The sequence below is a fragment of the Chryseobacterium sp. 1B4 genome (genome assembly GCF_036631475.1).
Classification (GTDB): Bacteria; Bacteroidota; Bacteroidia; order Flavobacteriales; family Weeksellaceae; genus Chryseobacterium.
The window spans coordinates 65,996-87,464 of the sequence record NZ_JAPNUF010000009.1 but is presented as its reverse complement, the minus strand read 5'-3'; the positions used below and the strand labels follow the sequence as shown (position 1 = coordinate 87,464).

18 protein-coding genes, 1 tRNA gene and 4 pseudogenes are annotated in these 21,469 nt (G+C 36.5%); 11 read left to right on the top strand and 12 right to left on the bottom strand.

What is annotated here, in order from left to right:
- Window positions 1-253: 253 nt before the first annotated feature.
- Window positions 254-703: a D-aminoacyl-tRNA deacylase gene (gene dtd / locus OWR28_RS19485; RefSeq protein ID WP_332388126.1), complete on the bottom strand. Its 450-nt coding sequence runs from the start codon at window positions 701-703 to the stop codon at window positions 254-256.
- 8 nt (window positions 704-711) lie between these two features.
- Window positions 712-1,167, bottom strand: coding sequence for a hypothetical protein (locus OWR28_RS19480; protein WP_332388125.1), 456 nt, complete (start codon window positions 1,165-1,167; stop codon window positions 712-714).
- Window positions 1,168-1,276: 109 nt separating this feature from the next.
- Here OWR28_RS19480 and greA point away from each other — a divergent pair, with 109 nt between their 5' ends.
- From greA to OWR28_RS19440, 8 genes are all read left to right on the top strand, one after another.
- Entirely contained in the window at window positions 1,277-1,747 is a 471-nt protein-coding gene (greA, locus tag OWR28_RS19475; RefSeq protein WP_002981731.1) for a transcription elongation factor GreA, read from the top strand.
- A 56-nt stretch (window positions 1,748-1,803) separates the two neighbouring features.
- Entirely contained in the window at window positions 1,804-2,217 is a 414-nt protein-coding gene (locus OWR28_RS19470; RefSeq protein WP_332388123.1) for an HIT family protein, read from the top strand.
- Between the two features lie 41 nt (window positions 2,218-2,258).
- Window positions 2,259-3,446: an ATP-dependent Clp protease ATP-binding subunit ClpX gene (clpX, locus tag OWR28_RS19465; protein WP_332388122.1), complete on the top strand. Its 1,188-nt coding sequence runs from the start codon at window positions 2,259-2,261 to the stop codon at window positions 3,444-3,446.
- Window positions 3,447-3,518: 72 nt separating this feature from the next.
- Window positions 3,519-5,501, top strand: a complete 1,983-nt coding sequence (locus tag OWR28_RS19460) for a T9SS type A sorting domain-containing protein (RefSeq protein ID WP_332388120.1) — start codon at window positions 3,519-3,521, stop codon at window positions 5,499-5,501.
- 6 nt (window positions 5,502-5,507) lie between these two features.
- Window positions 5,508-5,723, top strand: coding sequence for a signal peptidase (locus tag OWR28_RS19455; RefSeq protein WP_332388119.1), 216 nt, complete (start codon window positions 5,508-5,510; stop codon window positions 5,721-5,723).
- A gap of 69 nt (window positions 5,724-5,792) precedes the next feature.
- Entirely contained in the window at window positions 5,793-6,035 is a 243-nt protein-coding gene (locus OWR28_RS19450) for a hypothetical protein (RefSeq protein WP_332388118.1), read from the top strand.
- Between the two features lie 95 nt (window positions 6,036-6,130).
- Window positions 6,131-7,084 carry a TlpA disulfide reductase family protein gene (locus OWR28_RS19445; RefSeq protein WP_332388117.1) on the top strand — a complete coding sequence of 318 codons (954 nt, stop codon included), beginning with the start codon at window positions 6,131-6,133 and terminating at the stop codon, window positions 7,082-7,084.
- Window positions 7,085-7,128: 44 nt separating this feature from the next.
- Window positions 7,129-7,202, top strand: a tRNA-Met gene (locus tag OWR28_RS19440).
- Window positions 7,203-7,582: 380 nt separating this feature from the next.
- Here the strand turns inward: OWR28_RS19440 and OWR28_RS19435 are convergent.
- The 10 genes and pseudogenes from OWR28_RS19435 to OWR28_RS19390 all read right to left on the bottom strand — a co-directional run bounded on the left by OWR28_RS19435 (window position 7,583) and on the right by OWR28_RS19390 (window position 17,495).
- Window positions 7,583-8,881 carry an HlyD family secretion protein gene (locus OWR28_RS19435; RefSeq protein ID WP_332388116.1) on the bottom strand — a complete coding sequence of 433 codons (1,299 nt, stop codon included), beginning with the start codon at window positions 8,879-8,881 and terminating at the stop codon, window positions 7,583-7,585.
- 43 nt (window positions 8,882-8,924) lie between these two features.
- The gene (locus tag OWR28_RS19430; RefSeq protein WP_332388115.1) at window positions 8,925-9,119 is read right to left on the bottom strand and encodes a hypothetical protein; all 195 of its coding nucleotides are present in this window, start codon (window positions 9,117-9,119) and stop codon (window positions 8,925-8,927) included.
- 71 nt (window positions 9,120-9,190) lie between these two features.
- Window positions 9,191-11,378, bottom strand: a pseudogene (locus OWR28_RS19425) (peptidase domain-containing ABC transporter); the annotation flags it as partial.
- A gap of 193 nt (window positions 11,379-11,571) precedes the next feature.
- Entirely contained in the window at window positions 11,572-12,084 is a 513-nt protein-coding gene (locus OWR28_RS19420) for a thioredoxin domain-containing protein (protein ID WP_332388114.1), read from the bottom strand.
- Window positions 12,081-12,488 (bottom strand): hypothetical protein, encoded by a 408-nt coding sequence (locus OWR28_RS19415; RefSeq protein WP_332388451.1) that lies wholly within the window; start codon window positions 12,486-12,488, stop codon window positions 12,081-12,083. Before OWR28_RS19415 ends, OWR28_RS19420 begins: the two co-directional genes overlap by 4 nt.
- Before the next feature lie 124 nt (window positions 12,489-12,612).
- The gene (locus tag OWR28_RS19410) at window positions 12,613-13,083 is read right to left on the bottom strand and encodes a hypothetical protein (RefSeq protein ID WP_332388113.1); all 471 of its coding nucleotides are present in this window, start codon (window positions 13,081-13,083) and stop codon (window positions 12,613-12,615) included.
- A 688-nt stretch (window positions 13,084-13,771) separates the two neighbouring features.
- Entirely contained in the window at window positions 13,772-14,677 is a 906-nt protein-coding gene (locus OWR28_RS19405) for a DUF3810 domain-containing protein (RefSeq protein ID WP_332388112.1), read from the bottom strand.
- A 144-nt stretch (window positions 14,678-14,821) separates the two neighbouring features.
- A pseudogene (locus OWR28_RS19400) lies at window positions 14,822-16,266 on the bottom strand (MFS transporter).
- Window positions 16,267-16,296: 30 nt separating this feature from the next.
- Window positions 16,297-17,034, bottom strand: a complete 738-nt coding sequence (locus tag OWR28_RS19395; protein WP_332388111.1) for a lysophospholipid acyltransferase family protein — start codon at window positions 17,032-17,034, stop codon at window positions 16,297-16,299.
- 3 nt (window positions 17,035-17,037) lie between these two features.
- A pseudogene (locus tag OWR28_RS19390) lies at window positions 17,038-17,495 on the bottom strand (GtrA family protein).
- 364 nt (window positions 17,496-17,859) lie between these two features.
- On the opposite strand from OWR28_RS19390, the gene OWR28_RS19385 reads away from it, so the two are divergent.
- The 3 genes and pseudogenes from OWR28_RS19385 to OWR28_RS19375 all read left to right on the top strand — a co-directional run bounded on the left by OWR28_RS19385 (window position 17,860) and on the right by OWR28_RS19375 (window position 21,362).
- Entirely contained in the window at window positions 17,860-18,159 is a 300-nt protein-coding gene (locus tag OWR28_RS19385; protein WP_332388110.1) for a hypothetical protein, read from the top strand.
- Between the two features lie 47 nt (window positions 18,160-18,206).
- Window positions 18,207-19,058 carry a BadF/BadG/BcrA/BcrD ATPase family protein gene (locus OWR28_RS19380; protein ID WP_332388109.1) on the top strand — a complete coding sequence of 284 codons (852 nt, stop codon included), beginning with the start codon at window positions 18,207-18,209 and terminating at the stop codon, window positions 19,056-19,058.
- A gap of 16 nt (window positions 19,059-19,074) precedes the next feature.
- Window positions 19,075-21,362, top strand: a pseudogene (locus OWR28_RS19375) (NADP-dependent malic enzyme).
- Window positions 21,363-21,469: the final 107 nt, after the last annotated feature.

The window sequence follows — 21,469 nt, the reverse complement described above, 5'->3', positions numbered from 1 at the left end:
AATGGTTGTGAATCAGTTTTGATTTGCACCAAAAATAGTAATAAAATAAAAAACAAATCACATTTTTGTGAATTTAATTTTAAACTTTTTACTCTTTTCTTTTGTATAAAGGTTTTTTTGTTTTTGGGTGATAACCTCACAGGTTTTCAAAACCTGTGAGGTTTAAGAGCGCAAATTTTATACTTACTCATCAAAAATACGCTTCAATTGATGAAACGTATTGGATATATTTTACACTTTTGTCTTTCTCTGCTTAGCTTTTGGTAATAGAATCCATTACAATGGTCACAGGCCCGTCATTGATCAGGGATACTTTCATATCTGCCCCGAAGATTCCGCTCTCTGTTTTCAATCCGGATTTGCTTATTTCTTCTTTAAAGTAATCAAAAAGAGGAACTGCTTTATCAGGTTTCGCAGCTTTTATAAAAGAAGGGCGGTTCCCTTTCTTGTAATCGGCAATCAATGTAAACTGGCTGATGCAGAGGATTTCTCCGGAAATATCCTTCACAGAAAGATTGAGCTTATCGTCTTCATCCCCGAAGATTCTCAGGTTTAAAACCTTCTGTACAAGCCAGTCTGCATCTGTTTTTTCATCATTTTCATCCACACCTACCAGCAGCATCAGTCCTTTACCGATTTCACCGACAGTTTTTCCGTCTACCTTCACACTGGCTTCAGAGACTCTTTGTATAATGATCTTCATTTGATATTCTAATAGTAAACATTTAAAGTTTTGCTTGGTGCATCATAGCTGTACGGATACGTTTTGGGAGGAAGAGATGTTTTAGCTCCCGATTCCGGCTGTCCCGTACTTAAAATCCATCTTGTATTATCCTGAGGGCATACAATAGAAATATTGTCTTTCACCTCCAGAGTTGTATTGCTGTCAGGACATATATGAGGAGCATTCCTGTCGTATACTTTAAATCCGTTTGCTGTTCGGACAATGATTAATCCTCTGGTTCCGGACTGTTGTTCATTGACGTAGATCCAGCCGTTGATATTGTTCAAAGGGTAATACGCCGGCAGGTTCAGGTTAAGGGATACATTGATAGGAACATTCGGGAAGCAGTTCACCGTATCTTCTCTGCTTCCACATGAGTTTATGGTTAAATTACTGAAAATCAATAAACTGAAAATAGATAAGATTGAAAAAGTTTTTTTCATTTCAATTTAAATTTTTATATATTTGTAAAAATTAAACGATTACAACACGAAAACATTGTCCGGCAAATGTCGGATTATTTTTTTATACTAAAACTAAATTTTGAAAATTATGGCAAGCTATGTAACTAAGGAGGGCTTAGAGAAAATGAAAGCTGAGCTGGAACAGTTGGAAACTGTGGAGAGACCAAAAATTACTCAGCAGATCGCAGAAGCCAGAGACAAAGGCGATTTGTCTGAAAATGCAGAATATGATGCGGCCAAAGAGGCGCAGGGTATGCTTGAAATGAGAATTTCCAAGTTGAAAGACGTCATCTCTACTTCTAAAATTATAGACGAAAGCCAATTAGATACTTCAAAAGTTTCAATCTTAACAACAGTGAAACTTAAAAACAATGCTACCAAGCAGGAGCAGGTATTTACATTGGTACCGGATAATGAAAGCGATCTGAAGACAGGAAAGATTTCAGTGAACACACCTATCGCAAAAGGTCTGTTAGGAAAAGCTATAGGCGAAACTGCTGAAATCACTTTACCGAACGGAAACAAACTGTCTTTTGAAGTATTAGACATTTCTTTATAGTCTGATATTTCTTTTATTTCTAACTTCTAAAATATCTAACCCAAACTTCTGACAAAATGAGCACTATATTCACAAAAATCATCAATGGCGAAATTCCCTCTTATAAGATTGCAGAAAATGAAAACTTTATCGCATTCTTAGACGCAATGCCTTTGGTGAAGGGACATACTTTAGTAGTACCTAAGAAAGAAGTGGATTTGATTTTTGATCTTGAAAGTGAAGAATACAAAAACCTTTGGGGATTTGCCCAAGAGGTAGCCAAGAAGATCAAAACTGCAATTCCATGTGTAAGAGTAGGAGTAGCGGTGGTAGGACTTGAAGTTCCTCATGCACACATCCATCTGATTCCTTTAAACAAAATGGAAGACATGAATTTCAGAAATGAGAGATTAAAATTAACGAACGAAGAATATACAGAGATTCAAAACTCAATTATTAATTTTAACAACCGGAAAATCGTAAAAAAGTAATTTTTTACGATTTTCTTTAACATATACATATATTATATCCTATGAACTCAAACCAATGTTCTTTCTGTGGCAGAAAAAGAAATGAAGTACAGATGCTGATTTCTGGGCAGAATGGTTTTATTTGTGAAAATTGTATAGAGCAGGCACATGCTATTGTAAAAGACAGTGCATCCAAAACAGGATATTCGCCTGCAGAAAATATGGAGGAGCTTAAAAAACCAAAGGAGATCAAAGAATTTCTTGATCAGTATGTAATTGGTCAGGATCAGGCAAAGAAGCAGCTTTCAATTGCTGTGTACAACCACTATAAAAGATTGCTTCATGCTCAGGACGAAAACAGGGAAGTGGAGCTTGAAAAGTCAAATATTATCATGATAGGGGAAACCGGAACAGGTAAAACCCTTTTGGCAAAAACGATTGCCAGAGAGCTTAATGTTCCTTTCTGCATCGTGGATGCTACTATTTTAACAGAAGCAGGCTATGTGGGGGAAGATGTTGAAAGTATCCTTTCAAGACTTCTGATGGTGGCAGATTATGACGTTGAAAAAGCGGAAAAAGGAATTGTTTTCATCGATGAGATTGATAAAATCGCCAGAAAATCAGATAACCCGAGTATTACAAGAGATGTTTCCGGAGAAGGAGTACAGCAGGGATTGCTGAAGCTTTTGGAAGGAAGCATTGTAAATGTTCCGCCTCAGGGAGGAAGAAAACACCCGGATCAGAAATATATCCAGGTAAATACGCAGAATATCCTTTTTATTGCAGGAGGAGCCTTTGACGGAATCAAAGAGATCATTGAAAGAAGAATGAACAAGCAGGCCATCGGTTTCAGTTCTGAAAAAATCAATAAGACTGATGAAGATGAGTATATATTAACAAATATTAATGCGATTGATCTTCGTACTTTCGGATTAATTCCGGAACTTTTAGGAAGATTTCCAATCATCACTTACCTTGATAAACTCACAAAAGAGACTTTGGTAAGAATTATGAAGGAACCCAAAAATTCTATCGTGAACCAATTTGTGGAACTTTTTAAAATGGATGGCACCAATTTGGTTATTACAGACGGAGCAATTGAAAAAATCGTAGAGGAAACTATCGAAAAAGGACTAGGGGCGAGAGGCCTTAGAGGTACTACCGAAAAAGTTCTAGAAGACTATATGTTTTCAATAGGAGAGGAGAAAGAGATCATCTTAACGGAGGATAATGTTTTGATTAATAGATAAAATATTTTTTTTTAGAAAAATAATAATACCTTTGCGGGTGAAGATTGTATTAACACACAAATAATTTATACAATGAGAAAAAGTTTATTTGCTATAGGTCTTTTAGCAATTAGTTATTCTGTTCAGGCGCAGATACTATGTCATGTTGACACTAATGCTAATATGTATGTGAGCGAAGGCACCCTAGTTTATAGCGGTGGAGGTGTACAAACAAAAGGGAGTGGCCTTTTGGACGTGCATGGAAATATAATGGTTGTAGGATCTGGTACAGACGCTTTTAAGACAATAGATGCTACCGGTTCTGATAAGACTGATGGCGGAAATATTATCTTAAGACTTAATACCCCTGCTTCTTTTGCTACTTCCACGTATGGCCAGTTGTACATCGACGGATTATCCCAGTCCAACATTACTGGTATTGTAACCAAAGAATACAGAACTACAAGACAGGGTAGTGGTAATTATTTCCAACAAGTTGCTCTGCCTTTTTCCGGCAAAGCCTTTAATTCATTATCTACTGAACTTGGTAAGACTTTTAATACCAACAGATATGGTAACCCTATTCTAAAATGGGATAATGCTAATGCCGTTTCAGTTACTACTTTAAATCTAGCTCCAACTTCAGTTACTTGGGATGGTTCAGGCTATTATATGCTGAAAGTTAGTAATAATGACTGGAATCCGAGTGCTCCAGCATCCGGAACTGTATTCAATATTAATGGAAAGCCATACGCACCGTATGCTGGTACTATAACTTTACAGAATGCAGGGAAATCTAATATCGGCGCTTCTAATGTTGTATTCGGAACTGGCGGTAATAGTGTAAACCAGTACAATGAGAAGTACAATACTTATCTTGATGATTTGTTTGAAAGTACCAACGGTAATAATTGGTCAGCAACATTTGGCCAGAATATCTATCAGTTTGGAAACCCTTTCCTTACCAATTTGGATTTAGCTAATATTGGATATACTGAAAGCGTTACAGGATCTGATGGTAATGCTGTGAAAAATGTCTGGGGAGTTGAGTATGATCCAGGCACTATCGTTACTCTTCCAGGTGGTTCTACATATGCTACAGGTTCTAAGGTTGTTACTTTTGTAACAACAGGTGACGGAGTAGCTCCCGCTGTAGGGGATGTAGATAATGTTGTAATCAAACCAATGCAGTCGTTTAAAATAAAGTTAAGAGACAATACGGCTCAGACTTTAAACTTTAACACCTTGAGAAGATTCAAATCTACAGCAAGAGCAGCAGGAACTAACTATGATGTAAATGCAGCTAAAATGTCTACTGGTAAAACTAACAGTAATACAGTAAAACAGCTTGGAGTAATTGGTCTTGATGCGAATGGTAATGAAATTTCGAGAACATATTATGCTGTTTCTCCATCTTTCACAACAGGGCACCAGATTTCTGCAGCTGCATCAGTTCAGGCTTCAGCAGGCAGCAGAATTATCGGTACTTACGAAGAAGCATTGAATGGAGGGTATGATAACAACCATACTAACTATTGGTTATATATTAACGAAGCTAATGAGAATAACTTCCAAGGTAAAAATGTTAAGTTAGTTAACTATAAACTTGATCAGGTTAAATCTTATAAATTCGAGATCAGAGAAAATGCAGAGCTTATTCCGGCTGGTACACACCAGTTATCTTCAGGAATTGGTTTCTACTATAAAGCAGAGAATGGAAATTTAGTACAGGTTAAACAAGGTGATGTTGTGCCTGTAACAAATGAGGAAGCTAATTTGTATTATGGTGAGCCAAGTAATATTACTTTGGCTGTAGATAAAACAGCTACTGGTATTTCCAGAACACTTGTTGTTTACGATCCATCCGTTACAAATTACATCGTTAGATTTGATCCAAAATGGAAAAAAGCGGATATTCAGGTTTATGATATGAGCGGTAAACTGGTAATCTCTAAAAAAGCGGTTGATGCATCCAGAGATTTTGTAATCGAGCTTGATGGCTCAGTTAAAAACTCTTACATTGTAAAAATCGTTTCTGATAAAGGAGAAACTGTTAACACTAAAATCTTAAAATAAGCACATATGAGAACTATTAATAAACTAGTATTAGCCTTTTTCCTAATTGTTGTATCTCTGGTTAATGCAGAGACCCCGCCGCAACCAGCAATCCCAACTGGAGGTGGTACCGGAGGAAATGGTACAGGATCGCCCGCCTCACCAATTGATATGTATGTATATGTACTTGGTATTGTAGCAATTGGACTTATTGTTTACTTTACAAAAAGTACAAAACCGTAAAAGCATAAAATTTTATTAAAATAATATTAAACTCTCTGATTACTCAGGGAGTTTTTTTATTTTTACTCTATGAAAAAAATTTATACGCTATCTGCGGTTTTAGCTGCATTTGCTCTGCAGGCTCAATTTACGGTTACAATCCAGACTCCGGCAGATTTTAAAGATCAGGACGCAATTCTATATACATTAAACGGCTCAAAAGATATTATTGTTACTAAGGAACAAAGTAAGAATGGTATATGGACATTTAAATACCCCAGCAATTATATGGGAATGATGAAAGTTTATTTCCTGGCTCTAACAATACGGTAAGCTTTATTTCTGAGAATAAGAACGTAAGTTTTAAACTGGATATCCAGAATAATAAAGTCAAGGACGTTACTTATCTTGATGAGGCAAATAATCTGATGAGCAAACAGCAGGAAGGTTCACAAAAGAAAGAACTTATTTTGCCGGCTTTGACACAGATCAAGGAATACTATAAAGACAATACAGACTTTGGAAAAGCACTGAAAACAGAAATTGACAGGCTTTCCGGAACTTCAGGCACTATTGATGCGGTACAACATCCGTTTATTGCTTATTATAATACGAACTACAGTAAATTTATTTCTAACTCACCCGATTCAGCCAAAAAAGCAGATCAGGAAGAGATGATCAACTTTCTGGATAAATCAGGTGATATGCTTGAAAGCTCGTCATTATTGAGACCTGTTTTGGTGGCTTATCTTAATTCAGGAGGAAATACAAATGTTGTGGCCTCAGTTGATAAACTTTTAGACCGTTTAAAAGTAGAAACTCCAAGAGGGCAGACTGTATTATCAGAACTGATTGATATCTTTGATGCATATCAGATGGATGAGTACAAGAACAAATATCTGTCGCTTGCTAAAAATCTTAAATGTACCATTACCGACAGGCTTGCTTCTACCTTAAAATCGAATGCAAACACTGAAATGGGTGCTGTTTTCCCTAATTATAAGTTTCAGTCACCCGTTAATACCACTGCAAAATCTTTACATGATATAAAGGCAGATAAGAAGGTTATCGTATTCTGGTCATCGACCTGTTCACATTGTGAAAGTGAACTTCCTAAGCTTCTTGAAAAATACAATGATCTTAAATCAAAAAATATTCAGGTTGTAGGGCTGTCCTTGGATGTGGATAAGAATTCCTATACCAAAAAGATTGCTGCATTTCCATGGGTGAATGACTCGGAATTGAGAGGATGGAACAGCAGTTATACGGATACGTACAATATTCACGCAACTCCGACGTATTTTATTTTAGATGCTAACAATAAGATAATCAGCAAACCAGATCATGTTGGTGATGTTTTGGAATATTTTAAGCTAAAATAATTTTGGAGGTAAAGAAATATTTTCTATATTTGCACCACCAAAACGGCGAGGTAGCTCAGTTGGTTAGAGCGCAGGATTCATAACCCTGAGGTCACGGGTTCAATTCCCGTCTTCGCTACGATAAACCGCAATCATTAAATCAATGATTGCGGTTTTTAATTTTAAAAGTATCGTAGATTCATCTTTTAATTCTTTCAGAAGATTTCTTTTTTAAGATTTTAGTCTTCTTGTAAGAAGATGCAGGGAACATCCGCCGGTTAATTTTGTCATGGCTTTTATGCATTTATCTTGGTATACATAAATATCCCCGTATTCGCTTTTCTATAGCTTAATTTTGGAATATCTGGTTTTTCATGACAGAATACTTTATTGAATCGGATAATGCGCCTAATGGCCTGTTTAAACAGTCTACGGTAATTTCAGTATCTGTAATTAAATAAAAAAGTAAGAGCCGTTCTGCAATCTGCGGAACGGCTCTTATTTTTTTATATTGGTTTATTAAACCTGGTATCCGAGGAGTTTTCTGATCTGATAGAAAAATCGTTCAATCAGTCGCAGATCCTGTGTTACGATCTCTGCGCTGCCCCGAAGTTCTTTATCAAATGTAAGTGTTTTGTTATAGCTTGTTTTTAATCCTTTAGGTAAAATAACATCTACGTAATAATTGCCTTTTTCATCAGGAATAAGCGATATATTCTGTACTTTTCCTTCGATGATACCGTATTCCTGGAATCGGTAATTGTCCAGTTTGATGAGTACTTTTTCACCTGGAGTTATTTTTCCTGAGTTTGTTGTAGGAACAGACATTCTGCCTACTAACTTTTCTTTATTTTTAGGAAGAATAGAAAGGATAGGTTCACCAACCTTTACGAACTGATTCTCGCCGAAAAACTGCTGAAAACTGGCAACACCATCTGTGGATGAAATTACCAGATAGTTAAGTTCCCACTGTTTTAAAGATTTTCGCAGCTGCTCAAGAAGCTGTAAGGTTTGTGAAGAGTATGTAATTCTGTCTTTTTCTGTATTAATGGCAGTTCCGCTTTTGGTTTTATTCAGATTGGAGATCCCTTCATCCACTTGTGATATGGAAATTTTAATATTCTCAAGATTTTGCTGAGCCTGAAGATATTTGATCTTTTCATTTTCAAGTTCCATCGCTGAAATAACACCCTGGTTGAATAGTTCCTGAGATCTGTTGAAATTTTTCTTAGTCAGGTCATATTTAATAGACTCAAGGTTTTTCTGTTGCTTTAAAGTAGCAATTCTTACTCTATATTCAGAGATACTCTGGTTGGCAGCCAGATTTTCAGGAGCATAAGGCTGTAACCTTGTAAAGAGTGCTTCATCCTGAAATGCTTTGGCGAAACTGTTGTATTCACCCTGTAGCTCTCCCAGCTTAAATCTTGAAGCCTGAGCAATAGGGAAGGTGTATAATTTATCTGGTGTAATAGAATCCACTAGTTTTTTCAGCGCTAAAATATCCTTATAATTGGCTGCAGACTGCATCACCATCAGTACATCATTCTTTTTAACTTCCTGATGGTCTTTTATGAATATTTTTTCAATTTTAGAACTGGTCCTTGCTTCAATTTTCTCAGGAGGGTTCTGAGAAGTTACAATAATGGGAGCGGGTACAAATTCCGGATATTTTATAATGTAGCTCATCAGAAGGATAAGCAGGAGGATAATAAATATAACGGTATTTCCCCAGCGGATCATCCAATGCGGAGGCTGGGTAAGAATATCCTGTACGCTTTCTGAGCGGAGTTCAATATTGTCTAAAACGTCTTCTTTCATTGTTCTGAGGTAAAATTTCTCCCAATTTCAGGGGGAATATAGTTTAAATAATTGGGCAGTTCCCGTCATACCATGATGGCGGCGAAGTGTCTGCATCCGGCGGGCATTCAAAATGCTTTATGCGGCATGGTACCCAGCTGCCAAGACACCATGATCCACAGCAGTTGTTGTCCGGGATAATAACACCTCCGCTGACAAATGTCAAATCTTTTCTCGAAAGTTTTTTTAGATTTTTCATGATTAATATTAGTTTTATTTTTCCTACTCTGTAAGCTTTTCGGATTCCGCTATATGCTGACTTTATCTTGTTTAATTTCCTAATTCAAGCTGGTTTCTTACCAGCCTGTAATATTCTCCCCTTAAATCTACCAGCTCAGCATGGCTTCCTTCTTCTACCACTCTTCCCTGGTCTAGTACAATGATCTTATCGGCATGCCTTACTGTGGAGAGCCTGTGTGCAATAACTACAGCTGTTTTGCCTTTGAAGAACTGCTCAAGATTTTCCATAATCACTTTCTCATTGTTGGCATCCAATGCAGAAGTAGCTTCATCAAATAAAATATATTCCGGAGCTTTATAAACAGCTCTTGCAATGAATAACCTTTGTTTCTGACCGCCGCTGACCCCAACACCTTCGTTGCCGATTTTTGTATTATAGCTCAACGGAAGGCTTTCTATAAATTCTTTGATATTGGCAATTTCTACAGCACGTCTCAGTTTTTGCTTATCAATATGATCTTCACCAACAGCAATATTATTGGCAATGGTATCATTGAATACATAACCTTCCTGCATTACCACTCCGCAATGATCTCTCCAGTATCTCGGGGAAATATTTTTCATATTGGTATTCCCGATTCTGATTTCTCCCTGGTCTGGATCATAGAACTTCATCAAAAGTTTCAACAGGGTTGTTTTCCCGCTTCCACTGGCACCTACAATAGCAGTTGTCTGCTGATAAGGTATCGTAAGGTTTAGGTTTTCAAAAACAGGTACATCAGAACCAATATACCTGAATGACATATCTTTGATTTCGATATCTTTTTCGGAATATCTGTGACGTATTGTTCATTCTTATCTTCTTCATCATCTTTATCGTGGATTTCTCCCAATCTTTCAAGGGAAATTTTCGCATCCTGAGTCTGCTTGATAAAATCGATAAGCTGAAGAAGCGGACTGTTCAGCTGCCCAATGATATATTGAACGGAAAGCATCATCCCTAAAGTAAGATTTCCGCTTAGTACAAGTTTTGCAGAAAGGAAACTCACCAGGATATCTTTCATCTGGTTGATAAAGTTACCTCCCACAGACTGCCATTGCTCCAGTGAAAGAGATTTTATCCGGATTTTAAACAGTTTTACCTGAAGAAATTCCCAGTCCCATCGTTTTTGTTTTTCGGCGTTATGCATTTTAATTTCCTGCATACCGTTGATGAGTTCGATCACTTTGCTCTGCTCCTGAGATACCTGGGAGAATCTTTTATAATCAAGTTCTTTTCTTTTTTCAGGAAGAAACTGATCCAACCTACATACAATACGGCTCCTACAAGGTAAACAAGGAAAAGCCTGTAATCATAAAATAACAGTACAATACTGAAAATAATAAGATTGACCAGTGAGAATAATGTATTCAGTGAAGAACTTGTAAGAAGCTGTTCAATTCTGTGGTGGTCATTTATTCTCTGCATAATATCCCCGGTCATTCTTGTATCAAAGAAACTTATAGGAAGTTTCATCAGTTTGATAAAGAAATCGGAGATGATGGAAATATTAATTCTTGCGGAAAGGTGAAGGAGGATCCAGCTTCGGATGGTCTCAATTCCCATTCTTCCCAGGAACAGCATAATCTGTGCAAGTAAAACCACATAGATAAAATTTATATCCTGGTTCTGAATCCCGACGTCTACTATACTTTGGGTAAGAAACGGAAATATCAGGGAAAGTAAACTTCCTCCCAAAAGCCCGATAGCAAGCTGTATAACAAGTGTTTTATACTTAAGGAGATATTTGGAAAGAAAAGTAAAGCTGGCTTTACTTTCCTCAGCATCGAATTCTGTCTGGAAGAATGCCGGAGTTGTTTCAAGGATCAGAACAATTCCTTCTTCTGTATTTTCATTTGCATTTTCTCCGATCCAGGATCTGATGAACTCTTCCCGTGTGTAAGTGATGAGTCCATAACTCGGATCTGAAATATATACTTTATTATTCTTATCAATTTTGTATACGACAACAAAATGATTTTTATTCCAGTGTGCTACACAAGGAAAAGGAACCTCTTCTACAAGGGTATTGAAATCGATCTGGACTCCCATTGACCGGAATCCGAGGTTTTCTGCTGCATCGCTCAGTCCAAGAAGGCTGCTTCCTTCACGGGTTGTCTCGGAAAGGTTACGAATCTGCTGCAGGGATATGCTTTTACCATAATACTTACTGACAATCCTGAGGCATGTAGGACCGCAGTCTTTGGTATCCGGCTGCTTATAAAAAGGAAACTTTTTTCAAAACTACTACTCATTATAAAATGCCGCCAGTGAATGACGACATTTTGCTTTAATTCAATTATAATTCAATGAAATGGTACACTGGATATAGCCCCGTTTGTTACCGTTTTTCTACTCTTTTACACCTTTTCAGATGGTTATTTTGTTTTTCCTAAGATAGGGAAATTTTTAAATGGATAATATTTAATAATTAAATCTCATCATCCTCTATTAATTCATCAATAAAGAATAAAATATCTTCACGATCATACTTGTCCGGAAACTGATATCCATTGATAATAAAGATAGGTGTAAAGCTTAATCCTGCATTACTGTTTTCTTTAGACATTTCTACTAATGGATTAAGATTTTCTGATGTTATGTTTCCTCCTGCAAGAGTATTGATTTTGTTTTCATCCTTGGTTTCAAACCATTCTTCCACTGCATGTAAAAACTCTTTTTCAGGTTGGTTATGATAAATATAAGTTAAGTCCGAGATAAGCTGCGTATATTTTTCAGGAGCTCTGTCAGGGCTGTAATTGAATCTCATCTGCAAAGAGAGATTGTCCGGATATTTCTCCAAAAGGCCCTCTACCAGTTTATGAGCATCTTTACAGAAACCACAGTATGGATTGGAAACAATTGATATGCGAAGTTTGGCATCCCTTTTTCCAACAGCAAAAGTTTCAGTATCCTGGAATTCTATTTTCGGATTTTGCATCATTTGATCTTTAAAAAGCTCATAATTTCTTTTGAATCTGAGATTTTCGCATTTGATTTTTGAAGTGCTTCTTTTTGTTCAAGAAGGGTGTTGAAATAAATAACAGCAGAGAAAACAAGTGCCCACAGGATAACCGTCAGTAAAAGTGCTCCCACGCTGAATGAAAGATTCTCGAAAAGTAAACTGCTTATTACAAGTTGCCCTGCAAGGATTGAAATAATCAACAAACATACCCTGCAAAATGTTTTTTCTACAAATGCCTGAATATACAGAGAGTATCCGATTGCTAATACCGAAACGAATGTAAATGCTTTTACCATATAAGCTGTAGCCGGTAAAAACAGACCCAATACTGTAAGCCCTGTGAAGTAAATCAGGGAAAAGTCCGCGAATTTTAAACCTAGAATGCTGGTTTTATCCTGTTTTATAATTTTATCACATGAGTTGGCTGTCTGGCTGGCAGCAGTACCTCCTCCTCCGCATATGCTTCCGATAACGGTAGAGGTATTTCCGAATTTCTGGTTGAAAATTTCAGGGAAATATAAACCCCGCTAATGAAAGAAGATTAAATATAGCGTCATAAATGGTTTGACTTATAAAAGAATAAGCAAGAACAGCAGCAAAAATGATGTACAGGACCGGCTTGAAATTGAATGTCAGTTTGTTTTCCGCATTCTCAGTTTTCTCAAACAGAAGTACAAAATCGGTTGATTTATTATAAAGCTCCTCTTTCCCGAAGGTTTTTGCTTTTTCAGAATATACTGAATAATTGTTTCCTGACTTTTTTACAAGGGAAAATGAATTTTCAACAATAGCAATAAATTCTTCCGGAAGTTCGTCCCAATATTCTTTGTCAAGTTCATAAGCGTCATTTTTTACCCCCATAAAGTTCAGCGTATCACTGAATGCCAATGCAGATGGGTAATTGGGATGTGAGTTGAACTGGAAAATAAATTCCTGTTTATCTAGTTTTAGGTGGTTAATTAGTTTGTCAAAAATCATATTAATATTTTTATCTAAAATACACAGATGTTTTAAATATACAAAAAAAAATCTCCTTTATTAGTGAGATATAAACGGTTGCTGATAGATTTTATTTGATCCTCAGTATTTTATTTTGCATAACTTATTGCAAAAACCAGACATTGCAGTCTGAATATTTATATGAAGCAAATGATTTAGCTCTTCTCAGGAAAAAACTTCAGGTATTATTTTGAATAGAAGTCAGATATGAACAATAAATTTTAGTTTACAGAATATAATTGCCTATTTTGAGACAATAGCCGAAATTGATTTAAAAATATCTCATTTTTTCTATAAGAATATCATACGGAATATAGGAGATAACTCCAATTTTTAACGAAGGAAAAAGTAGTTAAACTGGAATATTTTTTATTTAAACAATCGTTTGATTTTGTAAATATTTAATAGCTTTTATGAAGTTGTAGCACTGTTTTGTTTATTAAATGTCAGTATTTGATGTGTTTTGTGATAAGAACGGATGAACTCAAAAAACTTAAAAAATCATAAAGTTTTCATAAAGTTTTAAAAAAGGATGGAAATGTTTTTGTATTTATAAAATATGTCGTACTTTTACATCGCCTTGAATGAGGGAACAAGTCAAGGTAATAAATTTTTTTCATCATTTGTGTTTTTAGAATCGTATCGCCTGATACGATTCTTTTTTTATCTATTTTTCATAGTTTAAGAGAAGATCTATAAAGTAAGAATAGGTAACGGAACCTTCCTGCTGATTACTCTTCAGAAACAGATTGTTGGTAAATCCAAAGAAGTCATCCAGCCAGCCCTGATGTCTGGAGATGAAGCTCTTTTCATAAGCACGGTCTCTTTGCATAGCCGGAGAATAATGGTGAAGAATATTTTTTACAAACGCTGGATCTTCCTCCACAATAAATCTTAAAAGACTTTTTAAAGTAAAAAATTCGGTACTGTATCTCAGTTCCGTGTTGCTGGAATGAATTCCTATTAAATATCCCACAAAATTGGCTTCCTGCTCTCTTGCAAACCCCAGCTGGTGAGAGCTTTCATGAGCTGTGGTGAAAGGGATGAAAGTATGGGGTAATTCAGAGTTATATTGGGCTTCGGCAGTAAAAGGATTATAGTACCCGAGTATTCCCGTAAAGTTCATTACATTTTTGAACAAGCTGGGTTTAATATCCAATATCTGAGGAGCTTTTTTATCTGAAATATAAGAAGGTAATTTGGTCTGTTGATACAGGATTTCCTTTTGTATAGAATTCAAGTCAGTGATTACGAAAATCCCTTTGTTATCCTCATGAACAGATTGCCTGGTAACCTTACATTTTTCAAGATAGATCAGGGCTAATTTTTTTGCCTTGTCTATATCGGGCTCTTCCTGGCTTGAAAGCTTTTTAATAACAGGAGTCTGGAAGTACAGCATTCCCCAAAACACCTGGTAAATGAAATAAAAGGCATTGATAATAATCAGGATCTTCATCATCGCATCATGTCTCCGCTGCTTCCTGAATAAAGCTATTACATAATAGAAGAGAAAAATGCTTAATACAATATAAATCAGATCTCCCACAGAAAACGGGATCCAGCTGAACAGCATCTGGTGGATTCCTTTTTGAAATTCAAAAAAACTTTCAAAAAAGAAATCATTATTTTGGATTTCGAGAAACCGTAAAACAAAAGAAATTGGGCAAGTAATATACCTGCCCAAAATCTTTTCTTCTTATATATTGTCTTTGTTATATTAATGACCACTGCCTTTAGATATTTTATCAAGATCAATGCCCTGGGCTTTTAAGATTCCACTCACACGGATCGCATAGAATGCAAGATAAGCAAAACAAATAACCCCTACGATATAACTGAAGTGAATATTCGTAATATCTGCAATATATCCTTGTAACATACTTACAATTCCACCTCCCATAATCATCATAATAAGGAATCCGGATCCCTGGTTAGTGTGCTTTCCAAGTCCGTTGATGGCCAGTGCGAAGATACATGGCCATAAAGTAGAACAGAAAAGACCTACACTGGTAAATGCATACACCGATACCATTCCTGTAGTGAACATTCCTATAAGTAGGGCTGTAATTCCTGCTAAAGAGAAGATTAAAAGCATTCTTGCCGGGTTTCCTTTACTTAAAATATCACAGATGATCATAGCAACGATGATAAATCCATATACATAGAAAGGAGAAAGATCATGGTTGGCAATAGCATTTACCAGTAAAAATACGCCGAACGCCAGATAAGGAGCCAGGAACCTTAAGATTTTTTTAAAGCCTGCATTTACATCAAATGCTTCTACAGCACCTGTCCAACGGCCAATCATTAATGACGCCCAATACAATGAAATATAAGGGGCTACTTCTTTCGTTTCAAATCCAAGGCTTTTTTCCATATAAGCAGGAAGGTTACTTGCTGTAGAAACTTCTACCCCCACATATACGAAAATTGCGATCATTCCCATAACCAATTGAGGATATTGGAATGCAGAAGTTCTGTGTTCTCCCGGAGTTGCATCATCCGTACTCTCAGTGTTGGTTGGAGTGATTGCTGGAAGTGAAGAAAATTTAAGCATTAAAGCTACAAGGGCAAAAGCTGCTCCCAGTATTAGGTAAGGTACCTTTACACTTTCCACACTCGCTTCCGTATTGGCAGCACTTGCAGAACCAAAGATGGCAAACGAAACAATAAGTGGTCCGATAGTAGTTCCTAAATTATTGATTCCCCCGCCATTGTTAACCTTTGTGATCCTGTTTCCGTAGGGCCTACCTCAATAGCGAGCGGATTGGCAACAATCTGCTGAAGAGAGAATCCCAAACCTACAATAAATAATCCGGAGATCATTAAAGGAAAAGAATGCATATTGGCGGCAGGGTAGAACAACAGTGTTCCGAGTGCAGAAATCAAAAGTCCTACAATGAGACCGTTTTTGTACCCGATTTTGTTGATCAAGTCCTGTTTCAGGCTCTTGGATACAATCATATAAATTAAGGAGCCTACAGTATACGCTACATAAAAGCATATCTGGACCAGCATACTTTCGGTTTGAGACAGATTGAAGGCTTTTTGAAAAACCGGGATCAGAATATCATTACTGGCTGCTACAAATCCCCAAAAGAAGAATACAGTAACCAACGGAATGAATTGAGCCCAATTGGTTTGCTTAGAATAATTTGACATATTTATTATAGATTTCACAAACAAATATAACTATTTACTTTCAACGGAATACCTCATTAAGGTTTTTTTTATTTTCTCATAAGCCTCTGCCTTTAGGTCTTTAGGCGAATCAGTAGGTTCGATAATTCCATTGAAATACACCTTTACTCTTCCGGGATAGCCTTTTGAGTTTTCAAAAGGAAACATTTCCTTGAGTCCGATAAAGGTATAAACAGCGATAGGGGAATGATGTTTTGAGGACAGCATAAAAGCTCCGTCCTTAAAATCATCGAGGATAACAGAAGTGTCATCAGGTACGCCGCCTTCCGGAAAAATGGCAATACTGTTACCTTCTTCCATCTTTTCAGCGCATCGTCGGTATACATCAGCACGGCTTCGCGCACTTGCTCTGTCTACCATCACACATATCCTTTTATATATAGTTCCGAAAATCGGAATCTTTACCAGTTCTTTTTTACCTACAAAACATATCGGATGATCTGGAAACAAAATGCAGACAAGCATAATATCCATGATAGAGGTGTGGTTGGAGATAAAAACATACGGTATATTCTTATCTTTTTCCTGAGTGGAGAGTTTAATAAGGTCATATCTGAAACCCATTCCGTAGAACATTCCGAAACACCAGATTCTGACCAGCTTATAGCCGTATTTATAATGTTTTTTATTAAAAGATAAAATATATACGGGGATTCCGATGGTAACGGTCAGAAAAAATGCCAGCAGAAGCAGCCAGAATCTCCAGAGATAATTTAAAATTTTTGTCACAGCCTAACCGTTAAAAATTACTTTCTTTTTTATTGAATAATTCAGAATGGAAACCAGTAATATCGCAGCAATTTTGCTGATCATTTCCGGGCTCAAGGTATAAAAAAATAAATTGATATTATCTTTAAATATGAAACTGTAGAAAATCTGGAAAAAACCTAAGCTGAGCAGTGTTGAAAAAAGGATACCACCATAAAATAAGCAAACTCTTTTCTCTTTGAGTGCTTTCCCCTTTCAAATACGAACCAGATACTCAGGAAATAATTGGTAATAATCCCGCAGCTGGTAGAGAAAATATTACTCAGAGGATAATGTACACCATAAAAGTTGGTTTCTTTTACAATGAAATGTGGAAGATAGGTGCTGAAAACTTTAAAGCTGCCTATCTCTACAATAGCACTTAGTCCTCCTGCAATGATGAAGAACAAAACCTGCTTCTGGCGTAAGAGTATTTCTTTCATTTAATGAATATAAAAACTAAACATGTTTGTACATATTGTATAGCGTACCGGAATGATTTACAGCTCATCAGATAAATACCTTACGGTTTCCTGCTTGTAATAATGGTTTTATAACTTCCAAAATGATATACCTTCACAATATGAATATGCAAATTTATAACTATATGTTAAACACTGAAAAAAGTTGTTAAAATATTTTTTTTAATAAAAAATATGTCTAATTTTAATATTCAGAATGATGTAATTAAGACCTGATAATAAATTCATTTTCAACTCCTTGTGTTGATGGTTTTTTCTATCTTGTAGTGCGCAGCTAAGAGCATATCCTCCTACATTTTATGACCCAATTATTAATAATATTTGTATGAAACGTCAAAACAAATACAGAAAATTCCAGCTTCAACAGAAAAATATTGAGGCTCTTGAGAAAGAAAATTCCCGCTTCAAAAGAGTGTATTCCGAATATGAAAATATGTCAAACGAATTGTGGAATCTTGAAAACTCCACTGGTGAGCCGGTGCCTGATGATTTTATCAATGCAATGGAATTACAGACTTCCTATCTTGAAGATGAAATAGAAGATTGGCTTTTACAATTCAACGAAAAAAAGCACAGATTAAACATTGATGATTTTAGACAGCTTCCAGATTGTTTTAAATGCTAATTGAAGATAAATTCATAATTTAGCATCTTTAAATTAAAATCTAAAATATGGTTGCTATTGTAGATAGTGGTTCTACTAAAACGGATTGGGTAATTCTTGATGACTTTAAGAAAGTTTTTCTGAAAACGGAAACAATCGGTTTCAATCCGAATTTTATCAACAGGGAGCTTATTGCTCCGGAAATCCAGAAAAATAGCAATCTGATATCGGTTAAAAACTCAATTACCAAAGTATTTTTTTATGGTTCCGGATGCGGAGTGAAAAAGAACTGCGAAACCATAGAAGAAGAACTGAAAAAAGTCTTTGGAAAAGCAGAAATAATTGTGAAGGAAGATCTGATGGCTGCTGCATATGCGGCTTATAGCGGGAAACCTGCTATTGTGTGCATTTTGGGCACAGGATCAAATTCCTGTTTTTTTGATGGTGAAAATGTGAAGATAGAATTACCTTCACTCGGATTCCTGATAGGGGATGAGGGAAGCGGAAGCGCTATCGGAAAGCAACTGGTGCGCAGATATTTTATGAAAAAGCTGCCTGCAGACCTTCATGAAGAATTTGAGGCAGATTATCAGCTTACCGTGGAAGATGCATTGAAAAATATGTATCATACTCCAAGACCCAATGCATATCTGGCGAATTTTACCAAATTTGTAATCGAAAGAAAAGATCATCCTTATTTCAGGGATATGGTTTTTGATGAAATGAAAAATTTCTTCGAATACCAGGTTCTCCCTTATGAGGAAGCGTATGAAGCTGAGATTAATTTCATCGGTTCCATCGCTTATTATTATGAAAATACACTACGTTCTGTAGCATCAGAACTTAATTTAAATGTGGGACATGTAGTTCAGAAACCAATTGAAAGCTTAGTAGATTACCACATTAAATATATACTTTAACAAAAAACAAAATTTTATGTCAAGTAACAACAATCGTGACGAAAAGAACTTTAGCCAGGCCGCGCTGGATTATCATAAAGCAGAACCCAAAGGAAAAATTGAAGTAATCCCATCAAAGCCCCACTCTTCCCAAAGAGATCTGTCATTGGCATATTCCCCGGGAGTAGCAGTGCCTTGTATGGAAATTCATGATAAACCGGAAACTGTTTATGATTACACAGGAAAAGGAAATCTGGTAGCAGTAATTTCTAACGGTACTGCCGTACTTGGACTGGGAGATATCGGTGCTGAAGCTTCAAAACCGGTAATGGAGGGGAAAGGACTTTTGTTCAAGATCTTCGCAGATATCAACGTTTTTGATATTGAGATCGATGAAAAAGATCCTGAAAAATTTATTGAAATCGTAAAAGGAATTGCCCCTACTTTCGGAGGAATTAACCTTGAGGATATTAAAGCTCCGGAAGCTTTTTATATAGAACAAAGACTGAAAGAGGAATTGAATATTCCTTTGATGCATGACGACCAGCACGGAACAGCAATTATCTCTGCTGCTGCATTGATTAACTCTCTGCAGATTGCCAATAAGGATATTGATAAAGTGAAAATGGTGGTGAACGGAGCTGGTGCTGCGGCCATCGCATGTACAAAGCTTTACATCTCATTAGGATTGAAAAAGAAAACGTCCTGATGTGTGACAGTAAAGGAGTAATCAACCATAAAAGAGAAAACCTTACTCCTGAAAAACTGGATTTCATCGCTCAGACGGATATCGAAACATTGGAAGATGCTGTAAAAGGCTCTGATGTTTTCGTTGGATTATCAAAAGGAAACGTAATGACTCCTGAAATGCTGCTGAGCATGAACGAAAATCCTATCGTATTTGCTTTAGCTAATCCTGATCCGGAAATTGCTTATGATCTTGCACTCGACACCCGTAAAGATGTGATCATGGCTACAGGAAGAAGTGATTATCCTAATCAGGTAAACAACGTATTGGGATTCCCTTATATATTCCGTGGAGCATTGGATGTACAGGCTACAGGAATTAATGAAGCCATGAAACTGGCTGCGGTACACGCCATTGCTGATCTTGCAAAAGAACCGGTGCCGGAAGCTGTAATTTTAGCATACAATGTTCAGAATCTTCAGTTCGGAAGAGAATACTTCATTCCGAAACCATTTGATAACAGACTGATCACAAAAGTATCAAGCGCTGTTGCAAAAGCAGCTATTGAAAGTGGTGTTGCCAGAAAAACCATTACGGATTTTGACGAATATGAGCACCAGCTTTTAGACAGAATGGGTAGAGATGAAAGATTGGTAAGAATGATGCAGAGCCGTGCAAAATCCAATCCGAAAAGAATTACCCTTGGAAATGCTGAAGAATACAATGTATTGAAAGCTGCTCAGATCCTTTATGAAGAAGGAATTGCTTACCCAAGCCTTTTAGGGGATAAAAAATACATCAAGGAGCAGATGGAGCGTTACGGAATTACTCTGGATGTGCCTATTATTGATCCAAGTGATGATGATCAGAAAGAAAACAGAAAAAAATACAGAGAAACACTTTGGAAACTTCGTCAGAGAAAAGGGATGAACGAGTACAAAGCGAAAAGATATGTTCGCCAGAGAGATTATTTCGGACCTTTGATGCTGAGACATGGTGATACTGACGGTCTTATCGTAGGATTCTCTAAAAACTACACTTCCGTTTTACGTCCCGTTCTAGAAGTTATTGAAAAAGATAAAGGGGTAGACAAAGTAGCGGCAATGATGATGATCCTGTCTGAAAAGAAACCTATTTTCTTTGCAGATACTTCCATCAACCAGAACCCTACAGCTGAAGACCTGGTGAATATTGCTAAAATGGCAGAATTTACAGTAAAATCTTTTGCTATTGAACCAAGAATTGCAATGCTTGGATTTGAAAATTTTGCTGCTATCTCTGAAACTTCCAAGAAAGTTGCGAAAGCAGTAGGAATTCTTCATGAAAAATATCCTAAAATGGTTGTGGACGGTGAAATTCAGCCCGATTTTGCAATGAATGCAGACCACCTGAGTGATTATCCGTTCTCAAAATTAGGAACAACACCGGCCAATACATTCATCTTCCCGAATCTTGAAAGTGCCAACCTTTCTTACAAAATCCTGAGAGGGATGAAGGTGGCACAGGTAATCGGACCTATCTTAATGGGATTAAAACAGCCGGTACATGTGCTTCAGATGCGTTCAAGCGTAGATGAAATTGTGAACCTTGCTACAATTGCCGTTCTTGATGCTCAGAGGAGAGAGAAGAAACAGTAAAGACATAGAAATATTATTAAAAAAATAACACCATAAGAGGTGTTCAGATACTAAAAAGACTCCATATTTTGGAGTCTTTTGTTTTTATGTTAATTCCTTGAATTCTT